Consider the following 23,093-nt stretch of genomic DNA (forward strand, 5'->3'; position numbering starts at 1 on the left):
ATGGCGGCCTATGTGATCTCCGAGGTCGAGGCGCGCGATCCCGCTGCGTTCGAGGCCTATCGCGCCTTGGCCGCCAAGACGATCGCGCAGTACGGCGGCCGTTATCTCGTCCGCGGCGGCCAGGCCGAGCTGCTGGAGGGCGGTCCAGCACCGAAGGCCATCGTCATCGTGGAGTTCCCGACGATGGCGCAGCTCAAGGAGTGGTACGCCTCGGCCGAGTATGCTGAGGCCCTGGAGCTGCGCGCGAGCGCGCTGCAGCGCAGGCTGCTGTTTGTCGAAGGCGTATTGACGCCGTAGACGGCCGGCTACTCGTCTTTGATTCCTGCTTTCTGCGCGATGTCCTTCATCTCGGCCGTCTCTTTGGTCACCGCACCGGCCCAGTCGTCGAAGCGTGCGAAGCCGGGCTCGAAGCCGACTTTGACGAAGCGCTCCGCGACGGAGGGGTTGTTGATGATCTCCTCCAGCGTCGCCGTGAGCTTGTCGCGAACCGGTGGCGGCAGCCCCTTGGGCGCGACCACCGCGCCCCATGACGAGAAGTCGATGGCGGGATAGCCGAGCTCAGCCAATGTCGGTGCGTCGGGCAGGAATGGTGTGCGCTGGCTCGAGAACACCGCCATCACCTTGACGGCGCCGGCCTCGATCTGCGGCTTCACGGCGATCATGGTGTCGACATGGTACTGAATGTGCTTGCCGATGAGATCGTTCATCGCCGGCGCGCTGCCCTTGTAGGGCAGGTGGACCATCTTGATTCCGGCGTTCGACTTGAACAACTCGCCGGCGAAATGCGACACCGTCGCGACGCCGAAGGAGGCCAGCGACAGCTTGTCCGGATTGGCCTTTGCCTCCGCGACCAGTGCCGGCAGATCCTTGACCGGATTGTCCTTGTAGGTGACCAGCGCCAGGGTGATCTTGCCGACCCGACCGAGCGGCTCGAAATCCTTGGCCGCGTCATAAGGAACGCTCTCCTTCACGGCGGCCGGCAAGGTGAAGCTTGAGTTCGAGCTGAAGAACAGAGTGTATCCGTCGGGCGCCGCGCGTGCGACCTCCTTGGCCGCGATCGTGGTGCCCCCGCCGGGACGGTTCATGATGATGACGGGCTTGCCGAGTCGCGCTTCGAGCTCGCCGCCGATGATGCGGGCCACCACGTCGGAGGCTCCGCCCGGCGGGAACGGGACGATCAATTGCAGGGATCTCTCGGGATAGGTCGATTGCGCGGTTGCGAGCGCGTTGACACTGATCGAGCCGATTGCGGCGAGCGCCAGCGTCAGGAATGTTGTTTTCATCGTGTCGTTTTTCCGCAGGTGACGTTTCAATCGAAGGCGAGAAATCCCGGCTTGTCCGCAATCGGCGGCTGCCTGGCAAGCCACGCAATGTCGGGAACAGGGCGGGCGGTATCCGGATTGGTGGCGAGTACCGCCTCGATTTCGCGCGCGGCCGCGAGCGTGGCGAGATCGCCGCCGCGCGGGCCGATCACCTGGATGCCGAACGGCAGGCCGGCGTCGTCGCGTCCGGCCGGGATTGCGACGGTGGGATGGCCGACATTGGTGACAGCATAGGCGAGCGCGAGCCAGTGGAAGTAGCTCCTGGTTGGCCGGCCGTCGATCTCGGCTGGATAGAGCTCCGACCATGGCCGCGGGCTGATCGTGACCGCGGGCGCGACAATAAAATCGTGATCCGCGAAGAAGGTCTGCCAGCGCCGGTAAAGTTCGGTCTGCATCGAAAGCGCACGCGCCACGTCGGCAGCGGAATAGCCAAGCCCCTCCGCAACGTTGTCGCGAACGTTGGGCCCGACCTTGTCCGGAAACTTCTCCACGAGCTCGCGGTGGCGGCCGAGAAATGCGACGGCGCGCAGGATGCTGAACACCTCGTCCGCGCCGGTGCAATCAGGATGAGCCCATTCGACCCTGCGAAATACCGTTTCGAACGAATTGAGCTTCTGTCTGAAGGCGCGGGCGACCGCCCCCTCGGTTGGCGCAAAGCCGAAATCGCTGGTTGCAGCAATGCGGAGCGCGGAGAGATCGACGCGCGGTGGATTGCGATAGAGCGCCGGCGAAGGCGCACCGCCGGCATGAAGGATCGCCGACAACGGATCGCGGGCGTCACGATCCAGCATGCAGGACAGCATCAGGCAAACGTCCGACACGGTTCTCGCCATCGGCCCGAGCTGCGAGATCTGCAGCCAGGCCATGTTGCGGCTGTTGCTGGCGATCAGTCCGGGAGAGGGCCGGAAGCCGACCACGCCGCAAAAGGATGCCGGATTCCTCACCGAGCCGCCGGTATCGGATCCGGTCGCGAGCGGCACCATGCCAGTGGCGAGTGCGACCGCCGATCCCCCCGACGAACCGGCGGCGGATCGATTGGGATCGAAGGGATTGCCGGTCGCGCCATACACGGCGTTGCGCGTGTTGCCGCCGGCGCCCCATTCCGGCACGTTCGTCTTGCCAATGACGATCGCGCCCTCGCGCTTGAGCATCGCGACGATGGCCTCGTCCTGCCTGGCGACGTTGTCCGCGAACAGCACGCTGCCGAAGCTGGTCGGCAATCCTTCCGCGTCGATCAGGTCTTTGACACCGAGCGGCAGCCCATGCACGGCGCCGAGGGTTTCACCGCGCATCACGGCGACCTCGCGCTCGCGCGCGGTCTTGCGCGCCGTTTCGAACGAGCGCGCAACGACGGCGTTGACCGCCGGATCGACCGCTTCGATGCGGCGGATGCAGCTATCCGTCAGCTCGACCGGGGATAGCTTGCGTTGGCCAATCAGCGCGCGTGCCGCGACCGCCGACAGGTCGCATGGTTCGGACATCATCAATCTGCTTGTTGCTGGTCCCGGTGGGCGGGGTCGGTCCTCTTTTCCCGGACCGCAGACGCACGATGCCTCAATCCAGGCGGAGTGCCAAGCCTACCACCCCTCCAGCACGATCTTGCCGCGCGATTTGCCGCTCTCCAGCAGCGCGTGCGCGCGCTTGAGGTTGGCGGCGTTGATCGTGCCGAAGGTCTGGTCGAGCGTGGTGCGCAACACGCCCTTGTCGATGAGGTCGGCCACATCATTGAGCAAATGATGCTGCGCGATCATGTCAGGCGTCTGGAACGAGGAGCGCGTGAACATCGATTCCCAGTGCACCGAGATGGCCTTGCCTTTGAACGCGCTCATGGTGAACTCGGGCGGATCGTCGATCAGGCCGAACTTGCCTTGCGGGGCCATGAACTCCGCGATCGCCTTGTAGTGCTGGTCGGTGAAGGTCAGGCTCGCGACCAGCGCGACCGGCGGCAGCTTCAATTTCTCGATCTGCTCCTTCATCGGTTTGCCATGGTCGATCACCGCATGCGCGCCGAGGTCGAGGCACCATTTTTGCGACTCCGGCCGCGTGGCGGTGGCAAGCACCGTCAGGCCGGTGAGGCGCCGGGCGAGCTGGATCAGGATCGAGCCGACGCCGCCGGCGCCGCCCGTGATCAAGAGGGTGCGCGGATCGACGCTCTTGCCCGGCACCGCGCCGAGCCGGTCGAACAGCAATTCCCAGGCGGTGATGGAGGTGAGGGGAAGAGCGGCGGCTTGCGCGAACGATAGGCTCTTCGGTTTGTTGCCGACGATGCGCTCGTCGACCAGGTGGAATTCGGCATTGGTGCCCTGACGCAGGATCGAGCCGGCGTAGAACACTTCGTCGCCCGGCTTGAACAGAGTGACCTCGGTCCCGACCGCATCCACCACGCCGGCCGCGTCATAGCCGAGGATCTTGGTCTCGCCCTCGGGCGGAGCGGCGCGCTTGCGCACCTTATAGTCGACCGGGTTCGCGGAGATCGCTTTTACCGCGACGCGGATGTCGCGTCCTTTGGGTTCGGGTTTAGCGGTCTCGAAATCGAACAGTGAATTCGCGTCTTCGATCGGAAGCGATTTCTTGTAGCCGACGGCTTTCATGGCGTGTCTCCATCAGATGGCTTTGTTCGCCCGCTGTCCTAACTGTCGCTCTGGCTCCGATTTGGCAAGTACTGTAAATTCGGGGATATAGTCCCTGTTTGGATACTATTGGGAAAACCCGCATGAAACGCCGCAATTTTACCCGTCGTCCCGGCTGCTCGGTCGAGGCCACGCTGGATCTGATCGACGGCAAGTGGAAGGGCGTGATCCTCTACCACCTGCAGAGCGGCACCCAGCGCTTCGGCGAATTGCGCCGCCGGATGCCCGGCATTACCCAGCGCATGCTGACGAAGCAGCTGCGCGCGCTGGAGGAAGACAAGCTCGTCATCCGCAAGGTCTATGCCGAGGTGCCGCCGCGCGTGGAGTATTGCCTGTCCGAGCTGGGCGAGAGCCTGAGACCCGTCATCGACATCCTGAAGGCCTGGGGCGAGAGCCACCAGGAACGGCTGTCCTGCGCGCCGCCGCCCGAGGTCGTGAAGAAGAAGCGTGCGGCGTGAGTAGCCGGGAGCGGACCCTGCCGCTCCCGGCTGAGCGCGTCTCAGAACGCGAACTGCGTGCGCATCGCGACCGCGTCGAACTTCGAGCCGACGTCGGCGGTCGAAATCGGCGAGGCCTGTCGCGACACCGTGCCGTGCAAATAGTCGAGCATGAAGCGCACGTTGCCGTTGACGTACCAGTTGAGCGCAAGCGTATAGACGGTCTGCCGGCCGCCTGCGACGCCGCTCGCTGTCGCGAGCTGATCGTTGAGGTCGATCGTCGAGAAGCGTCCGGCGATCTCCCACGCGCCCCAGCCGCCGCCGTCGAGCGAGAACGGATGCGCCGGCTTGACCCCATTATAGGCCGCGTTGGCCGCGTTATAGGTGCGGCCTTCGCCGGTCAGCACGTAGCCGGCCTGCGCGTAGCCGCCCTGGAATTTCAGGCTCGGTGCGCCCGTCAGTGGCACAGCGGCGTTGGCCGTGCGATCGACATTGTACCAGAAATACTCGCCCTGGACGATGAACGGGCCGTAGGTCGCCGCCGCCTCGATGCTATAGACCTGCGCGCCCGAGACATTGGCGATGGCGCCGGTCGAGATCAGCGTGGTCGGGTCGAGCCGCAATTCCGGGCGATCGCTCAACGTGACCGTCTGCGTGTTGGCAATGAGATTGCGCGGCGGCTGGATCAGCCATTGCGCATCGGCGCCGATATGCACCGAATAGTCCTTGCCGCTGATGGGATTGCCGGCCACGCGCGCCACGGCGCCATATTGCTCGCTGGTGCCCGCCGGCGCCGCGCTCGAGGCGGAATGGATCGCGCCGGTCGAGGGTCCCGTGACATAGCCGCCGATCCAGAGCTGGTCGTTGAACCAGCGTGCACCGGCTGCCGAACGGAAGTCACCGGCGGCGATGTTGGTCGCGATCACGCCAGGCGAGGCGCGCTCCATGAACATGATGTCGTTCGAGCTCGTCGCTTCGTCGAGTGTGTATGGCAGATCCATGATGCCGGCCTCGATCGCCATCCTGCCGCCGAACGGCTTCAGGCCGGTATAGCTGAGATAGGCGTTCTCGACGCCGGACACGCCGCCGCCCGGCAGCGATCCCGGAGCTGTACCGCCAAATCCGTCGGACGAGCCGCCGAAATCGTAGACCAGCGCGAAATTCCAGTCGTTGAAGAACTTGCCGGTGACGCCGATGCGCGCGCGGCGGACGTTCTCGCCGCTGTCGAGCTTCTGCGGCACCGTCGCCGCGGTGTTGGGACGATAGTCATAGCCGCCGACATCCCAATGCAGGCGGCTGGTGATGGCGACGCAGTTGGCCTGGTCGGCGGTGCAAATCGTCGGCCGGTTGTTCGGCATCGTCACGACGACGCCGGATGCCGGCGCGGGTCCCTTGACGGGGATTGCCGCGTTGGCATTGGCAACTGCGGCCTTTGCCTCCGCACGCGCCTCGGCCTTGGCCTCAGCCTTGGCTTCGGCTTTTGTCTTTGCCGCGGCTGCCGTGTTCGCCGCGGTCTGGCTCTGCAGCTTGTCGAGCTTCTGCTCGAGCATCTTCAACTGCTGCTTCAGCAGCGCGATCTCCTGCTCGCTGCTGCTTGCCGATTGGGCATGGGCCTGCGAGGCCGCCAGCGCGCCGGCGAGACCAATCGCGGTGGCCGCAATTCTTGTTCTGCTCACGTTACGCCTCCATCATCTGACTGTTTTCCCCAAGTCGCGAACGGAGAGCCTAGGTGTGATCGATGACTGCCCCGCGACGCTGCGATCGGTTGCGTGGGTTCCCACTGATGCAAATTCGCCGCAACCGAATCCGCTTCACACCACCATGCAAGATGATGCACATCATGCCAATCGGCCGGCCGGGTATATTGCAGATTCGCACGGCACGTTTGCATTCCGGACAGGCCGGCGAAGGGGTCGAATATTGCCCTCGGGCGCCCTTCTATTGGGGGGCGAACGCGCTTATATTCCGGCGTCTTTTCCAAGAGGTAGGAATGTTTCGAGCGACCTGGACTGCCGCCGTTACGGCGCTGTGCGTAGCCTTGGCCACCTTCAATCCGACCGCTGCGCAGGACCGTCGGGTCCCGCCGTCGCCGGCCGAGCTGCGGATGTCCTATGCGCCGATCGTGCAGCGGGTGCAGCCGGCGGTCGTCAACGTCTATGCCGCAAAGGTGGTGCAGAACCGCAATCCCCTGCTGGACGATCCGATCTTCCGCCGCTTCTTCGGCGTGCCGGGCCAGCAGCCCGAGCAGATGCAGCGCTCGCTCGGCTCCGGCGTCATCGTCGATGCCTCCGGCCTCGTCGTCACCAACGTCCACGTCATCGAGGGCGCCGACCAGGTGAAGGTGTCGCTGTCGGACAAGCGCGAATTCGAGGCCGAGATCCTGCTCAAGGATTCCCGAACCGATCTCGCCGTGCTGCGCCTGAAGGACAGCAGGGAGAAGTTCCCGACGCTCGACTTCACCAATTCCGATGAACTCCTGGTTGGCGACGTCGTGCTCGCGATCGGCAATCCCTTCGGCGTCGGCCAGACCGTGACCCACGGCATCATCTCGGCGCTGGCGCGCACTCAAGTCGGCATCACCGACTATCAGTTCTTCATTCAGACCGATGCGGCGATCAATCCCGGCAATTCCGGCGGCGCGCTGGTCGACATGAGCGGCCGGCTCGCCGGCATCAACACCGCGATCTATTCGCGCTCCGGCGGCTCGCAAGGCATCGGCTTTGCAATTCCTGCCAACATGGTGCGCGTCGTCGTCGCCTCCGCCAAGAGCGGCGGCAAGGCGGTGAAGCGTCCCTGGTTAGGAGCAAAATTGCAGGCGGTGACGCCCGAGATCGCCGAGAGTCTCGGCCTGCGCTCGCCGACGGGTGCGCTGGTCGCGAGCGTGGTGTCGAATGGTCCGGCGGCGAAAGCCGGCCTGAAATCCTCCGACCTCATCACCGGGATCGACGGCCAGACCGTGGATGATCCCAACGCCTTCGACTATCGCTTCGCGACCCGTCCGCTCGGCGGCACCGCGCAGCTCGACGTGCAGCGTGGCGGCAAGTCGATGAAGCTCACGGTGGCGCTGGAAACCGCGCCCGACATCGGACGCAACGAGCTCGTCGTCACCGCGCGCTCGCCGTTCCAGGGCGCGAAGGTTTCGACCATCACGCCGGCCGTCGCCGATGAGCTGCGTCTGGATGCCGACACCGAAGGTGTCGTGATCACCGACATCGGCAGCGATACCGCTGCCGCGAGTGTCGGATTCCAGAAGGGCGACATCATCCTCGCCGTCAACAACCAGAAGATCAGCAAGACCGGCGACCTCGAGAAGGCCGCGGGCGAGCGGTCGCGGATCTGGCGCATCACGCTGGTGCGCGGCGGCCAGCAGATCAACGTCACGCTGGGCGGATGAGTCCGAAGCGACCAAAGGAGACGCCAACTCTCTTTGCCGCGGCGGGGCTCGATCACGATGCTCCGCATCCGCTGCCGGACCGGCTGCGCCCGCGCACGCTCTCCGAAGTCGTCGGCCAGGACCACATTCTCGGCCCGGACGGGGCGCTGACGCGCATGCTGGAGACGCGCACGCTCGGCTCGCTGGTATTCTGGGGTCCACCCGGCACCGGCAAGACCACGGTGGCGCGGCTCTTGGCCGACGCGACGGATCTGCATTTCGAGCAGATCTCCGCGGTGTTCTCCGGCGTCGCCGACCTCAAGAAAGCGTTCGATGCCGCGCGGGCCCGCCGCGAGATGGGCAAGGGCACGCTGCTGTTCGTCGATGAGGTGCACAGATTCAACCGCGCCCAGCAGGATTCTTTTCTGCCCGTGATGGAGGACGGCACGGTCGTCCTGGTCGGCGCCACCACCGAGAACCCGTCCTTCGAGCTCAACGCGGCGTTGCTCTCGCGTGCGCGCGTGCTGGTGTTTCGCTCGCTGGATGCCGCCGCGATCGAAAAGCTGTTCGTGCATGCCGAAGCCGTCGAGGGCAGGAAGCTGCCGCTCGATGCGGAGGCGCGCGCGGTGCTGGTGCGCATGGCCGACGGCGATGGCCGTGCGGCGTTGACGCTCGCCGAAGAGGTCTGGCGTTCGGCGCGGGCGGACGAGATTTTCAATGCCGCGCAGCTGCAGGAGATCCTGCAGCGCCGCGCGCCGATTTACGACAAATCGGCCGATGGCCACTACAATCTGATCTCGGCGCTACATAAGTCGGTGCGCGGCTCCGATCCCGATGCGGCGCTGTATTACCTCGCGCGCATGCTGGATGCCGGCGAGGACCCGCTGTTCCTGGCCCGCCGCGTCGTGCGCATGGCGGTCGAGGACATCGGCCTTGCCGATCCCCAGGCGCTCGTCATCGCCAATGCGGCGAAGGATGCGTTCGACTTCCTCGGCCATCCCGAGGGCGAGCTCGCCATCGCGCAGGCCGTGGTCTATCTCGCCACCGCGCCGAAATCGAATGCGGTCTACACTGCCTTCGGCACCGCGATGCAGGTAGCCAAGCAGGCCGGCTCGCTGCTGCCGCCAAAACACATCCTCAATTCCCCGACCAAGCTGATGAAGTCGGAAGGATACGGATCCGGCTACGAGTACGACCACGACGCGCCCGACGCCTTCTCCGGCCAGGACTACTTCCCGGAGGCCCTCGGCCGCCAGACCTTCTACGACCCGCCCGAGCGCGGCTTCGAGCGCGAGATCAGGAAGCGGCTGGATTACTGGGCCAAGCTGCGCAAGGAGCGGGGCGGGGCGCCCTAGAAGCGGCCATTTCGTCGTGACGGAAGGCTGCTTTTAGGGTACGCAGGCAACCATGAGCCGCCGCATCAAGAGAATGAACCCAAAGCCGCGTTCGCGTGACGAGCGCGACGACTCGCGCCCGCATCAGGCGCGCAGCGCGAAGAAGGCCGGGCCGCGTCCGGGTGGCAAGCCCGGTAGTAAGCCGCCGCGCTTTGTCGGCGAGCGCGCCGGGCGGCGTCCGCCCAAAGCGGTCCAGGAACGGCCGGCCCCTGAAAAGTCCGTCGAGGCGCTGCTGCCGACCAAGGTGCAGACCGTCACCGTTACGGCCGACGAGAACAACATGCGCGTCGACCGTTTCCTGGAAGCGCGCTTTCCCGGCCTGTCGTTCTCTCACATCCAGCGCGTCGTCCGCAAAGGCGAGCTGCGCGTCGACGGCAAGCGCGTCGACAGCAAGGACCGGCTGGAGGAGGGCCAGAGCGTCCGCATTCCGCCGCTCAAGCTCGACGCACCAAAGGCGGTCGGCGAACTGTCGGAGGCTGCGCAGAAGACGCTCAAGGCGCTGAAGGAGATGACGATCTGGGAGGACGACGACGTCCTCGTCCTGAACAAGCCCGCCGGCCTTGCCGTGCAGGGCGGCTCGGGCATGACGCGGCACATCGACCAGATGCTGGAGGTGATGCGCGATGCCAAGGGCCAGAAGCCGCGTCTCGTCCACCGTATCGATCGCGAGACCTCGGGCTGTCTCTTGATCGCCAAGACGCGCTTTGCCGCATCGCATCTGACCGGCGCGTTCCGCTCGCGCTCGGCACGCAAGGTCTATTGGGCCCTGGTGCCGGGCCTGCCGAAGCCGAAGCAGGGCCGCATCTCGACCTTCCTCGCGAAGGAGGAGGGCGAGGACGACACCATCATGCGCATCGCCCAGCATGGCGATGAGGGCGCGAGCCACGCCGTGACGTACTACGCCGTGGTCGAGACCGCCGGCAACAAGCTGACCTGGGTGTCGCTGAAGCCGGTGACGGGCCGCACCCACCAGCTGCGCGCCCACATGGCCCATATCGGCCATCCCATCGTCGGCGATCCCAAGTATTTCAACATCGAGAACTGGCAGCTGCCGGGTGGCCTGCAGAACCGGCTGCATCTGCTCGCACGCCGCATCGTCATCCCGCATCCGCGCGGCGGCGTGATCGACGCCACCGCGCCGTTGCCGCCGCACATGCAGCAGTCGTGGAACCTGCTGGGGCTGGACGCAACCAGATTTGATCCGATCGAGAACGCGCCGGAAGAATAGTGAGGTTGAACAGGGGCGGCAGGCGCACGACATGCCCCCCATGAGACGAGTGTCGATCTGCTTTGTGCTTTTGGTCGCGCTGTTCGTAGGGCAGCCTGCCCACACACAATATCTGTCGCCGGAGGCCGCGCGGCTTGCTCCACCGCTGCCTGCGCCGCCACCGCCGCCGAAGATCGAGGTGCCAAAGGTTCCGCAATTCGACGCGCCGCCGCGCTATAATTACCCAGCCGCTCCCGCGCAACTGCTTCAGCGATCGCGTCACGAAGTGCCTCGCTGCAGCCGCAGGACTGGGTCCGGCCGATCGCGGCACTTATGCGCGTAGCTGTGCGAACTAGCCGCATGTCTCGTCGTGCTGGCGGGGCCAGGACGATGCGGGTAATTTGTCTGACGATAGGATCGGAAGAACCGACATGCGCGAATTGTTTGAAGAAGCAGCAAGGCAGCCCGCGCCGGATCCCCAGGAGTCGGCGCGGGCGTCCGCACGCACGCCGCTGCGTAAGCGCTTCTACAAGGACGCCGGCATCGCCGACGCAGAGGGGGGCTTTGCCATCACCCTCGACGGCAAGCCGATCCGCACGCCGTCCGGTCGCCAGGTGGTGATTCCGACGCGCGCGCTCGCAGATAGCGTCGCCGCGGAATGGGCCGCCCAGGGTGACACGATCGATCCCGTGACCATGCCCTTGACGCGCATCGCCAACAGCGTGCTCGAGGGCGTCGTCGACCGCGTCGACGACGTCAGCGACGACCTCGCCAAATACTTCGAGTCTGACTTGCTGTTCTATCGTGCCGGCCATCCGGAGGGACTGGTCGCCCGGGAGGCGGCGCATTGGGATCCCGTGCTGTTCTGGGCGGCGGAGACGCTGGGGGCGCATTTCATCCTGTCCGAAGGCGTCATGCACGTGAAGCAGCCGGACGAGGCGGTGAAGGCTGCACGGGCCGCGCTGCCCGGCGATGCCTGGTCGGTCGCCGCGCTCCACATGGTGACCACCCTTACCGGCTCGGCGCTGCTGGCGCTGGCGCTGGCCCAGGGCGTGCGCGATGCCGACCAGGTCTGGGCCGCCGCCCATGTCGATGAGGACTGGAACGTGGAGCAATGGGGCGTGGACGAGGAGGCGGCTGTGCGCCGCGCCGCCCGTCTGAAGGATTTCCAGGCCGCTGTGACGGTTCTGGCGGCGGTGAAGCAGTCGGCCATCCCTTAACGAGAGGTTTACGAGGCGGCGGTTACGGTAGCCGGCATTCCCTAAGGGCTTGCCGAGATGCCGACGCCGGTCACCTCCATCGCTCCCGTCAACGCCGCCAGCCGCCCGGCTGATGCGGCGACGCCGGATCTCGTGCTTCAAGCCGGCAGTGTCGTCGATGCCAGGGTGGTCAGCGTGCTCGCCGACAATCTGGTGCGGATCGCGATCGCCAACCTGTCGATGGACGTGATGTCGGAGGTGGCACTCACGCCGGGGCAGAATCTCCAGCTCGCGGTCTCGCAGAGCAACGGCACCATTCGCCTCGCGGTCATGAGCGGGGCAGGCGAGCCGGCCGGCGACCAGATCACGCTGATGCCGCGCGCAGCCTCGCTGATTGAGAGCCCGCCGCTTGCGCCATCGGCAAGCGCGCCACGCGCCGCGCTGACGCCGATGGAACAAGCTGCCGTCACGTCCGCATCTACGGAGGCTGCGACCAGGCAGGGCAGCCAGGCGCCGCTGTTCGCCAATCTGGCGTCGGTCGTCACCGGCAGCGATCTGCCCGCAGGGCTGAAGCAGGCGGTGCTCGACGTGCTGGCGCAGCAGACGCCGCTCAACACCGCCCTCGACGGAGACAACATCGAATCCGCTTTCCAGAAGTCGGGATTGTTCCTCGAGGCTTCGCTGGCTGCAGGCAAAACGCCGCCTTCCGGCGCCGTTCCGGATTTGAAAGCAGCGCTGCTGGTATTGCGCCAGACGCTGGCCACGATCCAGACGGCCGCACCGCAGAGCCAGGGCGGATCCATCCCGGCCAGCACCACGGTCGCTGCCGCGCCAACTCAGCGAGCGGCCGAGGTCGCACAGGCCGCGTCGCCGTCGATCGCTCCCGAAATCGCCCAGCAGCCACGCAACACCAATCCCGCGGCCGCAATGCTCGCCGACATGCAACACCCGGCGATGCCGCGCACCATGTCGGCAGGCCTTGCCGCGAGCCTCTTGCAGGAAGCCGCCCAGAACCTGCCGCGCCTGACCGGCAACGTGCCGGGCGCCAACAAGGCCGTGCCAGATTCCCATGTCTTCGAGGCCGCCGCACACCCGACACCTCCACCAGTCCGCGGTGCGCTGCCGGCGCCTCAGTCCATCGCCGCGCCCTCGCTCGCGCCGGACACGCCGCTGGCTGCGACCGTGCATCGTCTGCTCGACGACACCGATGCCGCGATCGCGCGGCAGACGCTGTTGCAAATTGCCTCGCTCCCCGATAGCGCCGACGCCAGCGGCCACCGCACCGATCCGGCCGTGCCGCAGTGGAATTTCGAGATTCCGTTCGCGACCCCGCAAGGGACCGCGATGGCGCAGTTCGAGATCTCGCGTGATGGCGGCAATGACTCCGCCGATCCCGCCCAGCGTGCCTGGCGCGCGCGCTTCTCGCTCAATGTCGAGCCGGCCGGGCCCGTGCATGCGCTGATCACGCTGAACGGCGACAAGACCTTCGTACGGATGTGGGCGGAGCGGCCGGCCACCGCGCAGCAGCTCCGCGCCGGCATCGGTGAGCTCAGCCAGGCCTTGGCGAAGGCCGAGCTCAAGCCCGGTGATATCGTGGTCCGCGACGGCACGCCGCCGCAACCGGCGCCGGCCCGCGCCGGCCACTTCCTGGATCGCGCCACATGAGCGATCCGTCCAAGCTCGCGATTGCGCTGCATTACGAGAAGGGATCTGGCGCGCCCGTCGTCGTCGCCAAGGGCAAGGGCACGATCGGCGAAAAGATCGTCGAGATCGCCAAGGCTCACGACATCCCGATCGAGGAGAACGAGGTCCTGGCCGGCGCGCTGTCGAAGGTCGAGCTCGGCGACGAGATCCCGCCGGATCTCTACAAGGCCGTCGCCGAGGTGCTGGTGTTCGTGCTGCGGCTGTCGGGCCGGGGACGGTAACCTGTCATCGTTTCACCATGGAGCGGCGGCATGGTCACGCAGGTTCTTCGCTGCTTCAAACGGACACCGCCCTTGCTCACCCGCCGTTCCGCCCTCGGCCTCCTCGCCGCAACCGCGATCCTGCCTCGAGCCGCGCGCGCCCATGTCGCGCCGCCGCGCAATGAAATCCGCGACGATCTTGCAAAGCGCTTCACCGACCTCGGCACGTCGGGCACCTTCGTCGGCTACAAGGTCGAGGACTATCTGATCGTCGCCAGCGACAAGGAGCGCTCGGGCGAGGGCAAATTGCCGGCCTCGACGTTCAAGATCGCCAACTCGCTGATCGCGCTCGAGACCGGTGTCGTCACGGACCCCGACAAGGACGTGTTTCCCTGGGACGGCGTCAAGCGCCCGATCGAGGCCTGGAACAAGGATCACACGCTGCGCAGCGCGATTCTCGTGAGCGCGGTGCCGGTCTATCAGGAGATCGCGCGCCGCATCGGCGAGGCGCGGATGCAGCAATATGTCGATGCCTTCGATTATGGCAATCGCGACATCGGCGGCGGCATCGATCAGTTCTGGCTCACGGGGGCCCTGCGGATCGATCCGGTCGAGCAAGTCGATTTCGTCGACCGGCTGCGCCGGCGCGCGCTGCCGATCTCAAAGCGCAGCCAGGATCTCGTCGCCGATATCCTGCCGACGACCAAGGTCGGCGACGCCGTCATTCGCGCCAAGTCCGGTCTCCTGGGCGCCGAGCGCGGCGAGCCGTCGCTCGGCTGGATGGTGGGTTGGGCCGAGAAGGGCGAGGCACATACCGTGTTCGCGCTCAACATGGATTGCAAGGAGCCGCGCCACATCGAGGCCCGCATGAGCCTGACGCAAGCTTGCCTTTCCGAGATCGGCGCGATCTAGGATCTGTCCCGGTACAAGGCTTCATCTCGATAGCGCAGAAGATTGAGCATGAAGATGGGTTGATCTCCGGGCAGGCTCGCGCCTGCCATCGCGAGTGATGTCTGATCGATATCGACGAACATTGTTCTCTCCGGTCGTGAGTTCTCGCTGCGAGCTGATATCGCTTCGAACGCCCGACCTTGTAGTGGCTTCGATGTCACTGCTATGATGACGTCATGGCAACGCCACGCGTCCACATGGGACTATCGTGGCTAAACCGCGCCAGCACCTTTTTCGGTCGCCGGGCGGGGTTCAGGCAGGGTCAGGCTTCCCCGTCAGCGCCCGGTCGATCGCAAAGCCGCCGATCTCGCTCATGGCCTGCGAGATCGGATCGCCGCGCCGCGCAAAGCCGCTCGACAGATAATCGAACTGCGTTCGCGCCAGCCGCAGCACCTCGATCGGCACCGAGACGACGGTCTCGTTGAAGCTGTCGACGGAAGCGCGCAAGCTGTCGAGCTCGGTCGTGAGCTTGCCGATATGACCCTCGGCATGCTGCATCAGCGCGAGCATCTTGCCGCGCTCGACATCGAAGGCGGCGCGTTCGGCTGCGGTCGCCGCAGTGAGTTCGGCGAGCTGCGCCCGCAGTGCCGCGATCTGCCCGATCATGGCGTCGGAGGCGAGTTCGGCGGACTTGCGCAGCTCGGCGTTGCGCGTGCTCTCTTCCTGCGCCTGATGATACAGGCGCTCGGCCGACATCGCCCGCTGGCTCAGCGACTCGATCATGCTGGCTGCACGCAGCAGCATCTCGCCGTTCCGCCCCGACACCATGCCGGCCATGCGGCGCAGGAAGTCGATGGTTTCCGACGCTCGGTTCGGCGGCAGGGGGACGACGATCGCGGACATCTCGGTGATGCCAGTAGGTAGATGCTGGAGTCAGGGCATGAGATCACCGCCGTACCAACTGGGCTCACGCAACACGGCGCCTGATCGCCCCGAGCAAGCCTGAATCGGTCGGCCCGGTCAACCTGGCGGGCCGCCCAATTTGAGGTCACGACTCCTTCTGCCGCCCGATCCGCCCCAAATGGGTGAAGCCGAACCCGGCGGAATATTTCAGGCCGTAGCCGAGTGCCCGGTCGATGCCGATATGGGCAAGCCAGATCAAGGCGATCGAGAGGGTGAGGGGCGAGGCGAGGCCGAAGCCCAGCGTCAGCAGCGCCACCGGCGCCATGTAGCTGTGGGCGGCGTTGTAGACCATCGCGCCGAACCTGGCGTCAGACAGGTAGGCCAGGAAGCTCAGATCGGGCACGAAGAACAGCAGGGCAAACACCAGCCACGACCCGTCCCAGGCCGCATAAAGCGTCACCATCCCTGCAAACAGGGTCAGGCCCTCCAGCCGCAGCAGGATGTTGACGCCGCCTGTCGCAGCGCCCGTCTCGGCCGTTCCTTCGCTCACGCTCGCCTCCTGGGCAAAACTTTGTAATTCCTTGCGCTTTCCCGCTGCGGCAAGGCAGCGTTGCGACGGCGAAAGCGGCTTTCCGGGCCGCAAAATGCCGTGTTAGAACCCGCCCATCACTTAAGAACTGGCGGGAGCAAATGAAACACATCCTGGACGCCCTTGAAGATCGTCGTGCCGGCGCAAAGCTCGGCGGCGGGGAGAAGCGCATCGAGGCGCAGCACGCCCGCGGCAAGCTGACGGCCCGCGAGCGCATCGAGCTGCTGCTCGACAAGGGATCGTTCGAGGAGTTCGACATGTTCGTCGAGCACCGCTCTACCGAATTCGGCATGGAGAAGACCAAGGTCCCCGGCGACGGCGTCGTCACGGGATGGGGCACCGTCAACGGCCGCAAGACTTTTGTCTTTGCCAAGGATTTTACGGTGTTCGGCGGCTCGCTGTCCGAAACGCACGCGCTGAAAATTACAAAGCTCCAGGACATGGCGATGAAGGCGCGGGCGCCCATCATCGGCCTCTATGACGCCGGCGGCGCCCGCATCCAGGAAGGCGTCGCCGCGCTCGCTGGCTATTCTTACGTGTTCCGCCGCAACGTGCTCGCCTCGGGCGTGATCCCGCAGATCTCCGTCATCATGGGCCCCTGCGCCGGCGGCGACGTCTATTCGCCGGCGATGACCGACTTCATCTTCATGGTGAAGAACACCAGCTACATGTTCGTCACCGGCCCCGACGTGGTGAAGACCGTGACCAACGAGGTCGTCACGGCCGAAGAACTCGGCGGCGCCTCGGTGCACGCGACGCGCTCCTCGATCGCCGACGGCGCCTTCGAGAACGACGTCGAGACGCTCTTGCAGATGCGTCGCCTGATCGACTTCCTGCCGTCCAACAACACCGACGGCGTGCCGGAATGGCCGAGCTTCGATGACATCGAGCGCGTCGACATGTCGCTCGACACGCTGATCCCCGACAATCCGAACAAGCCCTATGACATGAAGGAGCTGATCCTGAAGGTCGTGGACGAGGGCGACTTCTTCGAGATCGCGGAAGCCTTTGCCAAGAACATTGTCACCGGCTTCGGCCGCATTGCCGGACGCACCGTCGGCTTCGTCGCCAACCAGCCGATGGTGCTGGCCGGCGTGCTCGACAGCGACGCCTCGCGCAAGGCGGCGCGCTTCGTTCGTTTTTGTGACGCCTTCAACATCCCGATCGTCACCTTCGTCGACGTGCCGGGCTTCCTGCCCGGCACCGCGCAGGAATATGGCGGCCTGATCAAGCACGGCGCGAAGCTCCTGTTCGCCTATTCGCAGTGCACCGTGCCGCTCGTCACCATCATCACCCGCAAGGCCTATGGCGGCGCCTTCGACGTCATGGCCTCCAAGGAGATCGGCGCCGACATGAACTACGCCTGGCCGACCGCTCAGATCGCGGTGATGGGCGCCAAGGGCGCGGTCGAGATCATCTTCCGCAGTGACATCGGCGACCCCGACAAGATCGCGGCGCGAACGAAGGAATACGAAGATCGCTTCCTGTCCCCCTTCATCGCCGCCGAGCGCGGCTACATCGACGACGTCATCATGCCGCACTCGACGCGGAAGCGCATCGCCCGGGCCTTGGCGATGCTGAAGGACAAGAAGACGGAAATGCCGGCGAAGAAGCACGACAATTTGCCGTTGTGAGGGACTCACAGGCGCTTTATGGACCAAATCCGCATGGTGCCTCTGAACGGACTCGACTATATTGGGATCATGACAGAAGCTCTCAAGAAGCTCATCGAAGCTGCCAAGTCCGCCAATCCATCCCCGGAACACAGGGAGGAGCAGCGGCGCAGTTTCGTGTACGGCAATACCCATTTCGAGAATGCGCTCATTACGCGCGAAATGGTGGACCGTGAGGCCGAGAAGCTGGCCAAGGAAGAGAAATGACAAGCGAAGAGCGCGAACGGCGCGATAGCCGTGCGCTCGAACCTGAGTTGATTACAGATCCTCAGGAAAAGGCGGCAGCGGAAGCTCGAAATGGGTTCCGCCAGTACGACGCAGCTATTGGCGCGATTCAGGCGGCCATGCTACCCGGCTAAGAAGTACTTGGCGGCGACCCAACATCCGCAACCAAGCTCCAAGCTCTTGATTCCAATGATCGAAGACAATCCAGTCGACGAAATCTCCGATATCGAAGATCGGATCGAGCGGCTTGCTGAGATCGCCGAGCGCTGCCGGAAATACATCCTGGCGTCCAAGATCGCGATCGGTGGCGGGGCCGCGTTGCTCCTGATGACGATCTTCGGTCTGTTTGGCTTGGGTCAAACTGCTGCGCTCGGATCGATTGCGCTGGTGCTGGGCGGGATCGTCTCGCTCGGCTCGAATGTCTCGACGTTGCGACAAACGGACGAGGCCATCACTGCTGCGGAGGCGCGGCGGGCGGCGTTGATCGGCAGCATCGACCTGCGCGTCGTCGCCGATGCCCCGCTGAAACTGGTGTGACGCACCGAGCGTCACTACGCCTCACGCGGCGGACTTGAGCGTCAGCTCCGACAATTCGGCGCGGCATTCGGCGGCGAAGGCCTGGAGCCGCTCGGCGGTCTGGCGGTCAAGGATGGCTTTGGCCAGCCGCTCGGCGCGGGCGATCTGTCGCTTGAGATATTCGATGCGGACCATGGGTCACCTGTCGAATTGGGTGGTTTTGGTGCCGGCGACTGTATGCCGAGCACAGGACCGATTATGTGAGGCGCATCACGCCCCGCGCGCCTTATCCGCCGCGGCAAAATGGGCGATCTGGTCGGCGTGGGCCTTGGCGAACGCCGGGCGGGCCGTGGCGCGCGCGACGTAGGCGCGGCAGGCAGGGCTGTCCGCCAGCCCTCCGAATCGATCGACGACGCGCAGCACGTCCGCCATCAGGATGTCGGCGACGGAGAAGGAGCCGGCCAGCCATTCGCGGCCGGCCAGCACCGGCTCGAGACGCTTGAGCCGGAGCTTGAGGAAGTCATCCGCGAATTTCCACGCCGGCGTGTCGGTCGGATGTCCCATGAACTTCGACATCCCCCAGGGCAGGCTGGCCATCTCCACCGAATTGAGCGCCGCGAACACCCATTTCGTCGCTTCAGTGCGGCCGCGCGGATCTGTCGGCATCAGCTTCTCGCTGAGCCCACCGAGATGCAGCAGGATCGCGCCGGTCTCGAAGATCGAGATGTCGCCGTCGGTCAGCCACGGCACCTGGCCGAACGGCTGGTGCGCCAGATGCGCAGGCCCGCGATCGTCGAACGGGGTGCTGGCGACGCGATAGGGCAGGGCGGCCTCTTCGAGGGCCCAGCGTACGCGGAAGTCGCGGACGAAGCCTCGCGGCGCTGCCGGAACCCAATCGAAGGTGGTCAGGGTGAGGTCTGCCATTTGCTGTCTCCGTATCCCGGTTCAACGCAAAGGACGGACGAAGGGCGCGCTTTCCGACACCGCCACGAACTCTTTTTCATCTGCGGTTCGAGCCCAGGTCTTCTCCGCTTGGCATGAACGCAGGATTCAGCGTTGGTTCATCTCCTCGCCGCAACACTTCGACTGCATCACTGGCACGATGATCCAAGAGGAAGACGCCATGGAGCGCCGGAACTTTTTGAAACTTGCTTTGGGTTTGACGGCGAGCGCCGCCGCCTTCGCCGCGACTGGCGCGCAGGCCGCGCCGCTGTCGCCGCAGCCGCTCGCTGATTCCACCCGCCCGCCGCAAGGCAATCCCGAAGCTCAACCTGCCGTCACCACCCGCGAGGAAGCCGCCGAGCTGTCGCCTGAGCAGGTTCACTGGCGTGGGCGCGGCCGCCACTGGGGCTGGCGCCGCCGTCATTGGCGCCGGCATTATCGGCGCTGGCACCGTCGCTATTACTGGTAAGCTCGCGATCGTTCGCGGACTCGACGGGGATCGCCGCTCGCGATCCCCGTTTCGATTTGGGAAGCGCTGCGGTTCCACTGCGGATAAATCGTCAGGAGAAAGAAATGGCCGCGCAGGCTGTCGCCGCGCGGCCATTTTGCAATGGAGAAGATCAGAACGGGCGGCAGCGGCCGGCGTACCACCGGAAGCCGTAGGGACACACGCGCGCACGCGGCACGACGACGACCGGCGCAGGTGCGACCACCACGGGGGCAGGGCGAACGACGACGGCGCTGCGCATCGGACGGCAGTGGCCATAGGGGCCGCGATACCAGCCCGGGCCGCAACCGCCGGCGGCGCTGGCCGCCTCGCTGAAACCGACGACCGCGCTGGCGAGCATGACGGCGGCTAACAGGTATTTCATTTGATCTTCCTTCTTGTCCTTGGGGGGAGGCTTTGGGGAGTGGCGCTTGCGGCGCACAATGAATCAAGAGACAGGATTCGACACGTTAAATCTGGGACGTGCCGACACGTCGCGATCCAAACCTGCCAATCACGACCTGAATGCGGCATGAACGCTCCCCGCATTTGGCTTCCGACAACACGCTGTGTCGCTAGCGGCCGCGAAGATGACCGGTCACTGGAGTCACTTCCCGAACAGCGCAGCGAACTGCTTCTCGCCGGTGCGGGTGAAATTCACGACGCGGCTGCCGGGCGTGGGATCGCGCGCGGCCCATTTCAGCTCGGCAAAGCGCTGCATCATGGCGGCCCCCAACGTGCCGGCGAGGTGATGACGCCGTTCGCTCCAGTCGAGGCAGGCCTTGCAGACCGGGCGGCGCGGATGGCTGAGCATGTCGGGCGAGATCTGCAAGTGCTTGGCGAGAAAGCGCTCGCCCTCGGCGGTCAGCTCGATCTCCTGCTTCCTCTGCCTGACCAGATGCCGCTCGCGCAAGGAGTCCAGCATCTGCACGCCGAGGTCGCCGGCGAGATGGTCGTAGCAGATCCGCGCGCGCCGCAGCGCAGGGTCCTTCGGACCGGTGCGCACACGCATATGGCCGGTCCGCGCGGCAAGGCCGGCGAGCCCCTCGAGCACGCCGGCGACATCGTCGTCGGTGAGGCGGTAATAGCGATGGCGGCCCTGCTTCTCCGGCTCGACGAGCCCGCCGGCCTCGAGCTTCGCTAGATGCGAGCTCGCGGTCTGCGGTGTGATGCCGGCCTCCTGCGCCAGCTCGCTCGCGGTGAGCGCGCGGCCGTTCATCAGCGCTGTGAGCATGTTGGCGCGGGCGGGGTCGCCGACCAGCGAGGCGACCATGGCGATGTCGGGTCCTGATTTCATGCTTCGATGGTAGCCGAAGCATTGGTGTCGGGCAAGCGCGTAGCCTGTCGCCACGAACACGTCATTGCGAGCGAAGCGAAGCAATCCAGTGCTTCAGCGGCAAGGGTATTGCTTTGCTTGCTGCAACGATCAATCAGGAGCCCATCATGTCCGTTACCGTCTTCATCCGCTACCAGCTCGATCCCTTCAAGCGCGCGCAGTTCGAGGACTACGCGAAGCGCTGGCTCAGCATCATCCCGAGATGCGGCGGCGAGCTGATCGGCTATTTCATGCCGTACGAGGGCACCAACAACATTGCGTTCGGGCTGATCACGTTCGAGAGTCTCGCCGCCTATGAAGCCTATCGCGCCCGGTTGCGGCAGGACACCGAGGGCATGGCCAATTTTCATTTCGCCGAGGAGCACAAATTCATCCTCGCCGAAGAGCGCACCTTCCTGCGCAAGGTGGTATTGTAGGTCCACCAACAGCAGGAGACGCCCATGATCGCCGTGATCTTCGAGGTCTGGCCCAAGCCGGAACATCGCCAGGACTATTTCGACCTCGCGGCCGATCTGAAGCCGCTGCTGCAGACGATCGACGGCTTCATCTCGGTCGAGCGCTTCGAGAGCCTGACCGAGAAGGGCAAGATCCTGTCGGTGTCGTTCTGGCGCGATGAAGCGGCGGTCGCGGCTTGGCGCAACACCGTGGAGCACCGCCGCACCCAGGCCAAGGGCCGTGCAAGCATCTTCGCGGATTATCATCTGCGCATCGCCAGCGTGATCCGGGATTACAGCATGACCGACCGCGAGCAGGCCCCGAAGGACAGCCGCGCCGTCCACGACGCGCACTAGCGAACTTGAAAACGCGCGCCTATCTCTGCGCGGCCAACAAGGGAGAGAAACATGCACGTGACGACTGCTGACAAGCGCGCGACGTTCAGGAAGATGCACGAGAGCGGCTGCTTCATCCTGCCCAATCCGGTCGATGTCGGCAGCGCGAAAGCCTTGCAGCATCTCGGTTTCAAGGCGATTGCGTCATCGAGCGCGGGCTTTGCCTGGACCATCGGCAAGGCCGACAACCACGTCACCGTCGAGGAGGTTTGTCAGCATCTGGCAGCATTGAGCTCGGCCGTTGACATTCCCGTGAACGCCGATTTCGAGGGCGGCTTTGCGGTCGAGCCCGACAAGGTCGCCGACAATGTTGAGCGCGGCGTGCGCACCGGCGTCGCGGGCCTGTCGATCGAGGATTCCACCGGCGACAAGGACAAGCCGCTCTACGACCGTGCGCTGGCCATCGAGCGCATCAAGGCCTCGCGCAAGGCGATCGGCGACAGCGGCACGCTGCTGGTCGGCCGCTGCGAGGCCTATCTTTGGGGCGTGACAGATCTCAAGCTCGTCATCGACCGGCTCACCGCCTATGCCGATGCGGGTGCCGACTGCCTCTATGCGCCGGGCCTGAAGAGCCGCGAGGACATCGCCGCGGTGGTGAAGGCTGTCGCACCGAAGCCGTTCAATCTACTGATCGGCGCGTCCGGCCTGTCGTTGCAGGAAGCCCAGGATCTCGGCGTGCGCCGCATCAGCGTCGGCGGCTCGCTCGCCCGCGCCGCCTGGAGCGGCTTCATGCGCGCGGCCAAGGAGATGGCGGAGAAGGGCACGTTCACCGAGCTCGGCGGCGGCTATTCCGGCGGCGAGCTCAACAAGATGTTCGGGTAGGCAAACGAAAAGCGGCGGGATGTTGCATCCCGCCGCCCTCTCATCCTCTCATCCAGTACTCCGCGGCTTCTCGATTCACCACGACTGCCTCGGAGTACTGGGTCGCCCGGTCAAGTGTGCGGACCGGGGACATGGGTAACACCGTTCGGAGACATGGGTAACACATCGACGGCATGGAAGGGCTTGGGAGGGCCGACATGCCGTGGCGCGAGGTGTCACTCATGGACCAGAGGAAAGAGTTCGTTCGATTGTTCCGACAGGCGGACGTGAACCGGCGGGAGTTGTGCCGTCGCTTCGGAATAAGTCCGAAGACCGCGTACAAATGGCTGGCTAGGGCGACCACGGCAGAGGCCGCCGAGGAGGATTGGGCTCAGAACCAGTCGCGGCGGCCGCATGTCTCTCCGGCACGAAGC

General features: G+C 65.3%; 29 protein-coding genes. 18 read left to right on the forward strand and 11 right to left on the reverse strand.

The features are described from left to right. Positions 1 to 297 carry a DUF1330 domain-containing protein gene (locus HZZ13_RS31475; RefSeq protein WP_197963337.1) on the forward strand — a complete coding sequence of 99 codons (297 nt, stop codon included), beginning with the start codon at positions 1 to 3 and terminating at the stop codon, positions 295 to 297. Positions 298 to 305: 8 nt separating this feature from the next. Here HZZ13_RS31475 and HZZ13_RS31480 read toward each other — a convergent pair whose 3' ends face one another. The 3 genes from HZZ13_RS31480 to HZZ13_RS31490 form a co-directional block, all read right to left on the reverse strand. Then, on the reverse strand, positions 306 to 1,283 hold the full coding sequence (locus HZZ13_RS31480; RefSeq protein WP_197963338.1) for a Bug family tripartite tricarboxylate transporter substrate binding protein: 978 nt from the start codon (positions 1,281 to 1,283) through the stop codon (positions 306 to 308). Positions 1,284 to 1,309: 26 nt separating this feature from the next. Further along, positions 1,310 to 2,803 (reverse strand): amidase, encoded by a 1,494-nt coding sequence (locus tag HZZ13_RS31485; protein ID WP_197963339.1) that lies wholly within the window; start codon positions 2,801 to 2,803, stop codon positions 1,310 to 1,312. 96 nt (positions 2,804 to 2,899) lie between these two features. Beyond that, positions 2,900 to 3,913, reverse strand: a complete 1,014-nt coding sequence (locus HZZ13_RS31490) for a zinc-binding alcohol dehydrogenase family protein (protein ID WP_197963340.1) — start codon at positions 3,911 to 3,913, stop codon at positions 2,900 to 2,902. A gap of 122 nt (positions 3,914 to 4,035) precedes the next feature. Between HZZ13_RS31490 and HZZ13_RS31495 the strand changes: the two genes are divergently transcribed. Beyond that, a complete protein-coding gene (locus HZZ13_RS31495; RefSeq protein WP_197963341.1) occupies positions 4,036 to 4,410 on the forward strand; it encodes a winged helix-turn-helix transcriptional regulator in 375 nt (124 codons plus the stop codon). Positions 4,411 to 4,451: 41 nt separating this feature from the next. On the opposite strand, the gene HZZ13_RS31500 is transcribed toward HZZ13_RS31495, so the two are convergent. Continuing rightward, the gene (locus tag HZZ13_RS31500; RefSeq protein ID WP_197963342.1) at positions 4,452 to 6,065 is read right to left on the reverse strand and encodes an OprO/OprP family phosphate-selective porin; all 1,614 of its coding nucleotides are present in this window, start codon (positions 6,063 to 6,065) and stop codon (positions 4,452 to 4,454) included. 314 nt (positions 6,066 to 6,379) lie between these two features. Between HZZ13_RS31500 and HZZ13_RS31505 the strand changes: the two genes are divergently transcribed. The 7 genes from HZZ13_RS31505 (at position 6,380) to blaOXA (ending at position 14,378) form a co-directional block, all read left to right on the forward strand. Further along, positions 6,380 to 7,783 carry a DegQ family serine endoprotease gene (locus HZZ13_RS31505; RefSeq protein WP_197963343.1) on the forward strand — a complete coding sequence of 468 codons (1,404 nt, stop codon included), beginning with the start codon at positions 6,380 to 6,382 and terminating at the stop codon, positions 7,781 to 7,783. Next, on the forward strand, positions 7,780 to 9,117 hold the full coding sequence (locus tag HZZ13_RS31510) for a replication-associated recombination protein A (protein ID WP_197963344.1): 1,338 nt from the start codon (positions 7,780 to 7,782) through the stop codon (positions 9,115 to 9,117). Before HZZ13_RS31505 ends, HZZ13_RS31510 begins: the two co-directional genes overlap by 4 nt. Positions 9,118 to 9,169: 52 nt before the next feature. Next, on the forward strand, positions 9,170 to 10,384 hold the full coding sequence (locus HZZ13_RS31515) for an RluA family pseudouridine synthase (RefSeq protein WP_197963345.1): 1,215 nt from the start codon (positions 9,170 to 9,172) through the stop codon (positions 10,382 to 10,384). Positions 10,385 to 10,794: 410 nt separating this feature from the next. Beyond that, positions 10,795 to 11,583, forward strand: coding sequence for an ATP12 family chaperone protein (locus HZZ13_RS31520; RefSeq protein WP_197963346.1), 789 nt, complete (start codon positions 10,795 to 10,797; stop codon positions 11,581 to 11,583). A 57-nt stretch (positions 11,584 to 11,640) separates the two neighbouring features. Continuing rightward, entirely contained in the window at positions 11,641 to 13,227 is a 1,587-nt protein-coding gene (gene fliK, locus HZZ13_RS31525; protein ID WP_197963347.1) for a flagellar hook-length control protein FliK, read from the forward strand. Next, positions 13,224 to 13,487, forward strand: coding sequence for an EscU/YscU/HrcU family type III secretion system export apparatus switch protein (locus tag HZZ13_RS31530; RefSeq protein WP_025036968.1), 264 nt, complete (start codon positions 13,224 to 13,226; stop codon positions 13,485 to 13,487). Before fliK ends, HZZ13_RS31530 begins: the two co-directional genes overlap by 4 nt. Positions 13,488 to 13,517: 30 nt before the next feature. After that, positions 13,518 to 14,378: a class D beta-lactamase gene (gene blaOXA, locus HZZ13_RS31535; protein WP_376707087.1), complete on the forward strand. Its 861-nt coding sequence runs from the start codon at positions 13,518 to 13,520 to the stop codon at positions 14,376 to 14,378. Here blaOXA and HZZ13_RS37270 read toward each other — a convergent pair. The 3 genes from HZZ13_RS37270 to HZZ13_RS31545 all read right to left on the reverse strand — a co-directional run bounded on the left by HZZ13_RS37270 (position 14,375) and on the right by HZZ13_RS31545 (position 15,810). Then, positions 14,375 to 14,500 carry a hypothetical protein gene (locus tag HZZ13_RS37270; RefSeq protein WP_283817193.1) on the reverse strand — a complete coding sequence of 42 codons (126 nt, stop codon included), beginning with the start codon at positions 14,498 to 14,500 and terminating at the stop codon, positions 14,375 to 14,377. The genes blaOXA and HZZ13_RS37270 overlap by 4 nt on opposite strands. Positions 14,501 to 14,669: 169 nt before the next feature. Further along, on the reverse strand, positions 14,670 to 15,260 hold the full coding sequence (locus tag HZZ13_RS31540; protein ID WP_197963348.1) for a hypothetical protein: 591 nt from the start codon (positions 15,258 to 15,260) through the stop codon (positions 14,670 to 14,672). Between the two features lie 145 nt (positions 15,261 to 15,405). Continuing rightward, the gene (locus HZZ13_RS31545; RefSeq protein WP_197963349.1) at positions 15,406 to 15,810 is read right to left on the reverse strand and encodes a DUF4260 domain-containing protein; all 405 of its coding nucleotides are present in this window, start codon (positions 15,808 to 15,810) and stop codon (positions 15,406 to 15,408) included. 140 nt (positions 15,811 to 15,950) lie between these two features. Here HZZ13_RS31545 and HZZ13_RS31550 point away from each other — a divergent pair, with 140 nt between their 5' ends. Genes HZZ13_RS31550 through HZZ13_RS31565 form a run of 4 tightly spaced genes read left to right on the forward strand, consistent with a single transcriptional unit; the run spans position 15,951 to position 18,284 of the window. Then, complete coding sequence (locus HZZ13_RS31550) at positions 15,951 to 17,483, forward strand: acyl-CoA carboxylase subunit beta (protein WP_025036964.1); 1,533 nt, start codon at positions 15,951 to 15,953, stop codon at positions 17,481 to 17,483. A gap of 33 nt (positions 17,484 to 17,516) precedes the next feature. Beyond that, entirely contained in the window at positions 17,517 to 17,729 is a 213-nt protein-coding gene (locus HZZ13_RS31555) for a hypothetical protein (protein ID WP_197963366.1), read from the forward strand. Continuing rightward, positions 17,726 to 17,881 (forward strand): hypothetical protein, encoded by a 156-nt coding sequence (locus HZZ13_RS31560; RefSeq protein WP_246504624.1) that lies wholly within the window; start codon positions 17,726 to 17,728, stop codon positions 17,879 to 17,881. Before HZZ13_RS31555 ends, HZZ13_RS31560 begins: the two co-directional genes overlap by 4 nt. Before the next feature lie 55 nt (positions 17,882 to 17,936). Next, complete coding sequence (locus HZZ13_RS31565; RefSeq protein ID WP_197963350.1) at positions 17,937 to 18,284, forward strand: hypothetical protein; 348 nt, start codon at positions 17,937 to 17,939, stop codon at positions 18,282 to 18,284. Positions 18,285 to 18,305: 21 nt separating this feature from the next. On the opposite strand, the gene HZZ13_RS31570 is transcribed toward HZZ13_RS31565, so the two are convergent. Both HZZ13_RS31570 and HZZ13_RS31575 read right to left on the reverse strand, forming a co-directional pair. Further along, positions 18,306 to 18,458: a hypothetical protein gene (locus HZZ13_RS31570; RefSeq protein WP_197963351.1), complete on the reverse strand. Its 153-nt coding sequence runs from the start codon at positions 18,456 to 18,458 to the stop codon at positions 18,306 to 18,308. 75 nt (positions 18,459 to 18,533) lie between these two features. Then, positions 18,534 to 19,187 (reverse strand): glutathione S-transferase family protein, encoded by a 654-nt coding sequence (locus HZZ13_RS31575; protein ID WP_197963352.1) that lies wholly within the window; start codon positions 19,185 to 19,187, stop codon positions 18,534 to 18,536. 199 nt (positions 19,188 to 19,386) lie between these two features. On the opposite strand from HZZ13_RS31575, the gene HZZ13_RS31580 reads away from it, so the two are divergent. After that, positions 19,387 to 19,674 carry a twin-arginine translocation signal domain-containing protein gene (locus HZZ13_RS31580; RefSeq protein ID WP_197963365.1) on the forward strand — a complete coding sequence of 96 codons (288 nt, stop codon included), beginning with the start codon at positions 19,387 to 19,389 and terminating at the stop codon, positions 19,672 to 19,674. A gap of 151 nt (positions 19,675 to 19,825) precedes the next feature. Here the strand turns inward: HZZ13_RS31580 and HZZ13_RS31585 are convergent, their stop codons facing one another. Further along, positions 19,826 to 20,077: a GCG_CRPN prefix-to-repeats domain-containing protein gene (locus tag HZZ13_RS31585; RefSeq protein WP_197963353.1), complete on the reverse strand. Its 252-nt coding sequence runs from the start codon at positions 20,075 to 20,077 to the stop codon at positions 19,826 to 19,828. A 222-nt stretch (positions 20,078 to 20,299) separates the two neighbouring features. After that, positions 20,300 to 20,989, reverse strand: a complete 690-nt coding sequence (locus HZZ13_RS31590; protein WP_197963354.1) for a winged helix-turn-helix domain-containing protein — start codon at positions 20,987 to 20,989, stop codon at positions 20,300 to 20,302. A gap of 146 nt (positions 20,990 to 21,135) precedes the next feature. On the opposite strand from HZZ13_RS31590, the gene HZZ13_RS31595 reads away from it, so the two are divergent. The 4 genes from HZZ13_RS31595 to HZZ13_RS31610 form a co-directional block, all read left to right on the forward strand. Beyond that, entirely contained in the window at positions 21,136 to 21,444 is a 309-nt protein-coding gene (locus tag HZZ13_RS31595; protein ID WP_197963355.1) for an NIPSNAP family protein, read from the forward strand. Positions 21,445 to 21,468: 24 nt separating this feature from the next. Next, positions 21,469 to 21,819 (forward strand): antibiotic biosynthesis monooxygenase family protein, encoded by a 351-nt coding sequence (locus HZZ13_RS31600; protein ID WP_197963356.1) that lies wholly within the window; start codon positions 21,469 to 21,471, stop codon positions 21,817 to 21,819. Positions 21,820 to 21,870: 51 nt separating this feature from the next. After that, positions 21,871 to 22,680 carry an isocitrate lyase/PEP mutase family protein gene (locus tag HZZ13_RS31605; RefSeq protein WP_197963357.1) on the forward strand — a complete coding sequence of 270 codons (810 nt, stop codon included), beginning with the start codon at positions 21,871 to 21,873 and terminating at the stop codon, positions 22,678 to 22,680. A 197-nt stretch (positions 22,681 to 22,877) separates the two neighbouring features. Then, on the forward strand, positions 22,878 to 23,093 hold a 216-nt coding region (locus tag HZZ13_RS31610), incomplete at its 3' end, for a helix-turn-helix domain-containing protein (RefSeq protein WP_210349549.1).

Origin of the sequence: Bradyrhizobium agreste, from assembly GCF_016031625.1 — a bacterium.
Classification (GTDB): domain Bacteria; phylum Pseudomonadota; class Alphaproteobacteria; order Rhizobiales; family Xanthobacteraceae; genus Bradyrhizobium; species Bradyrhizobium agreste.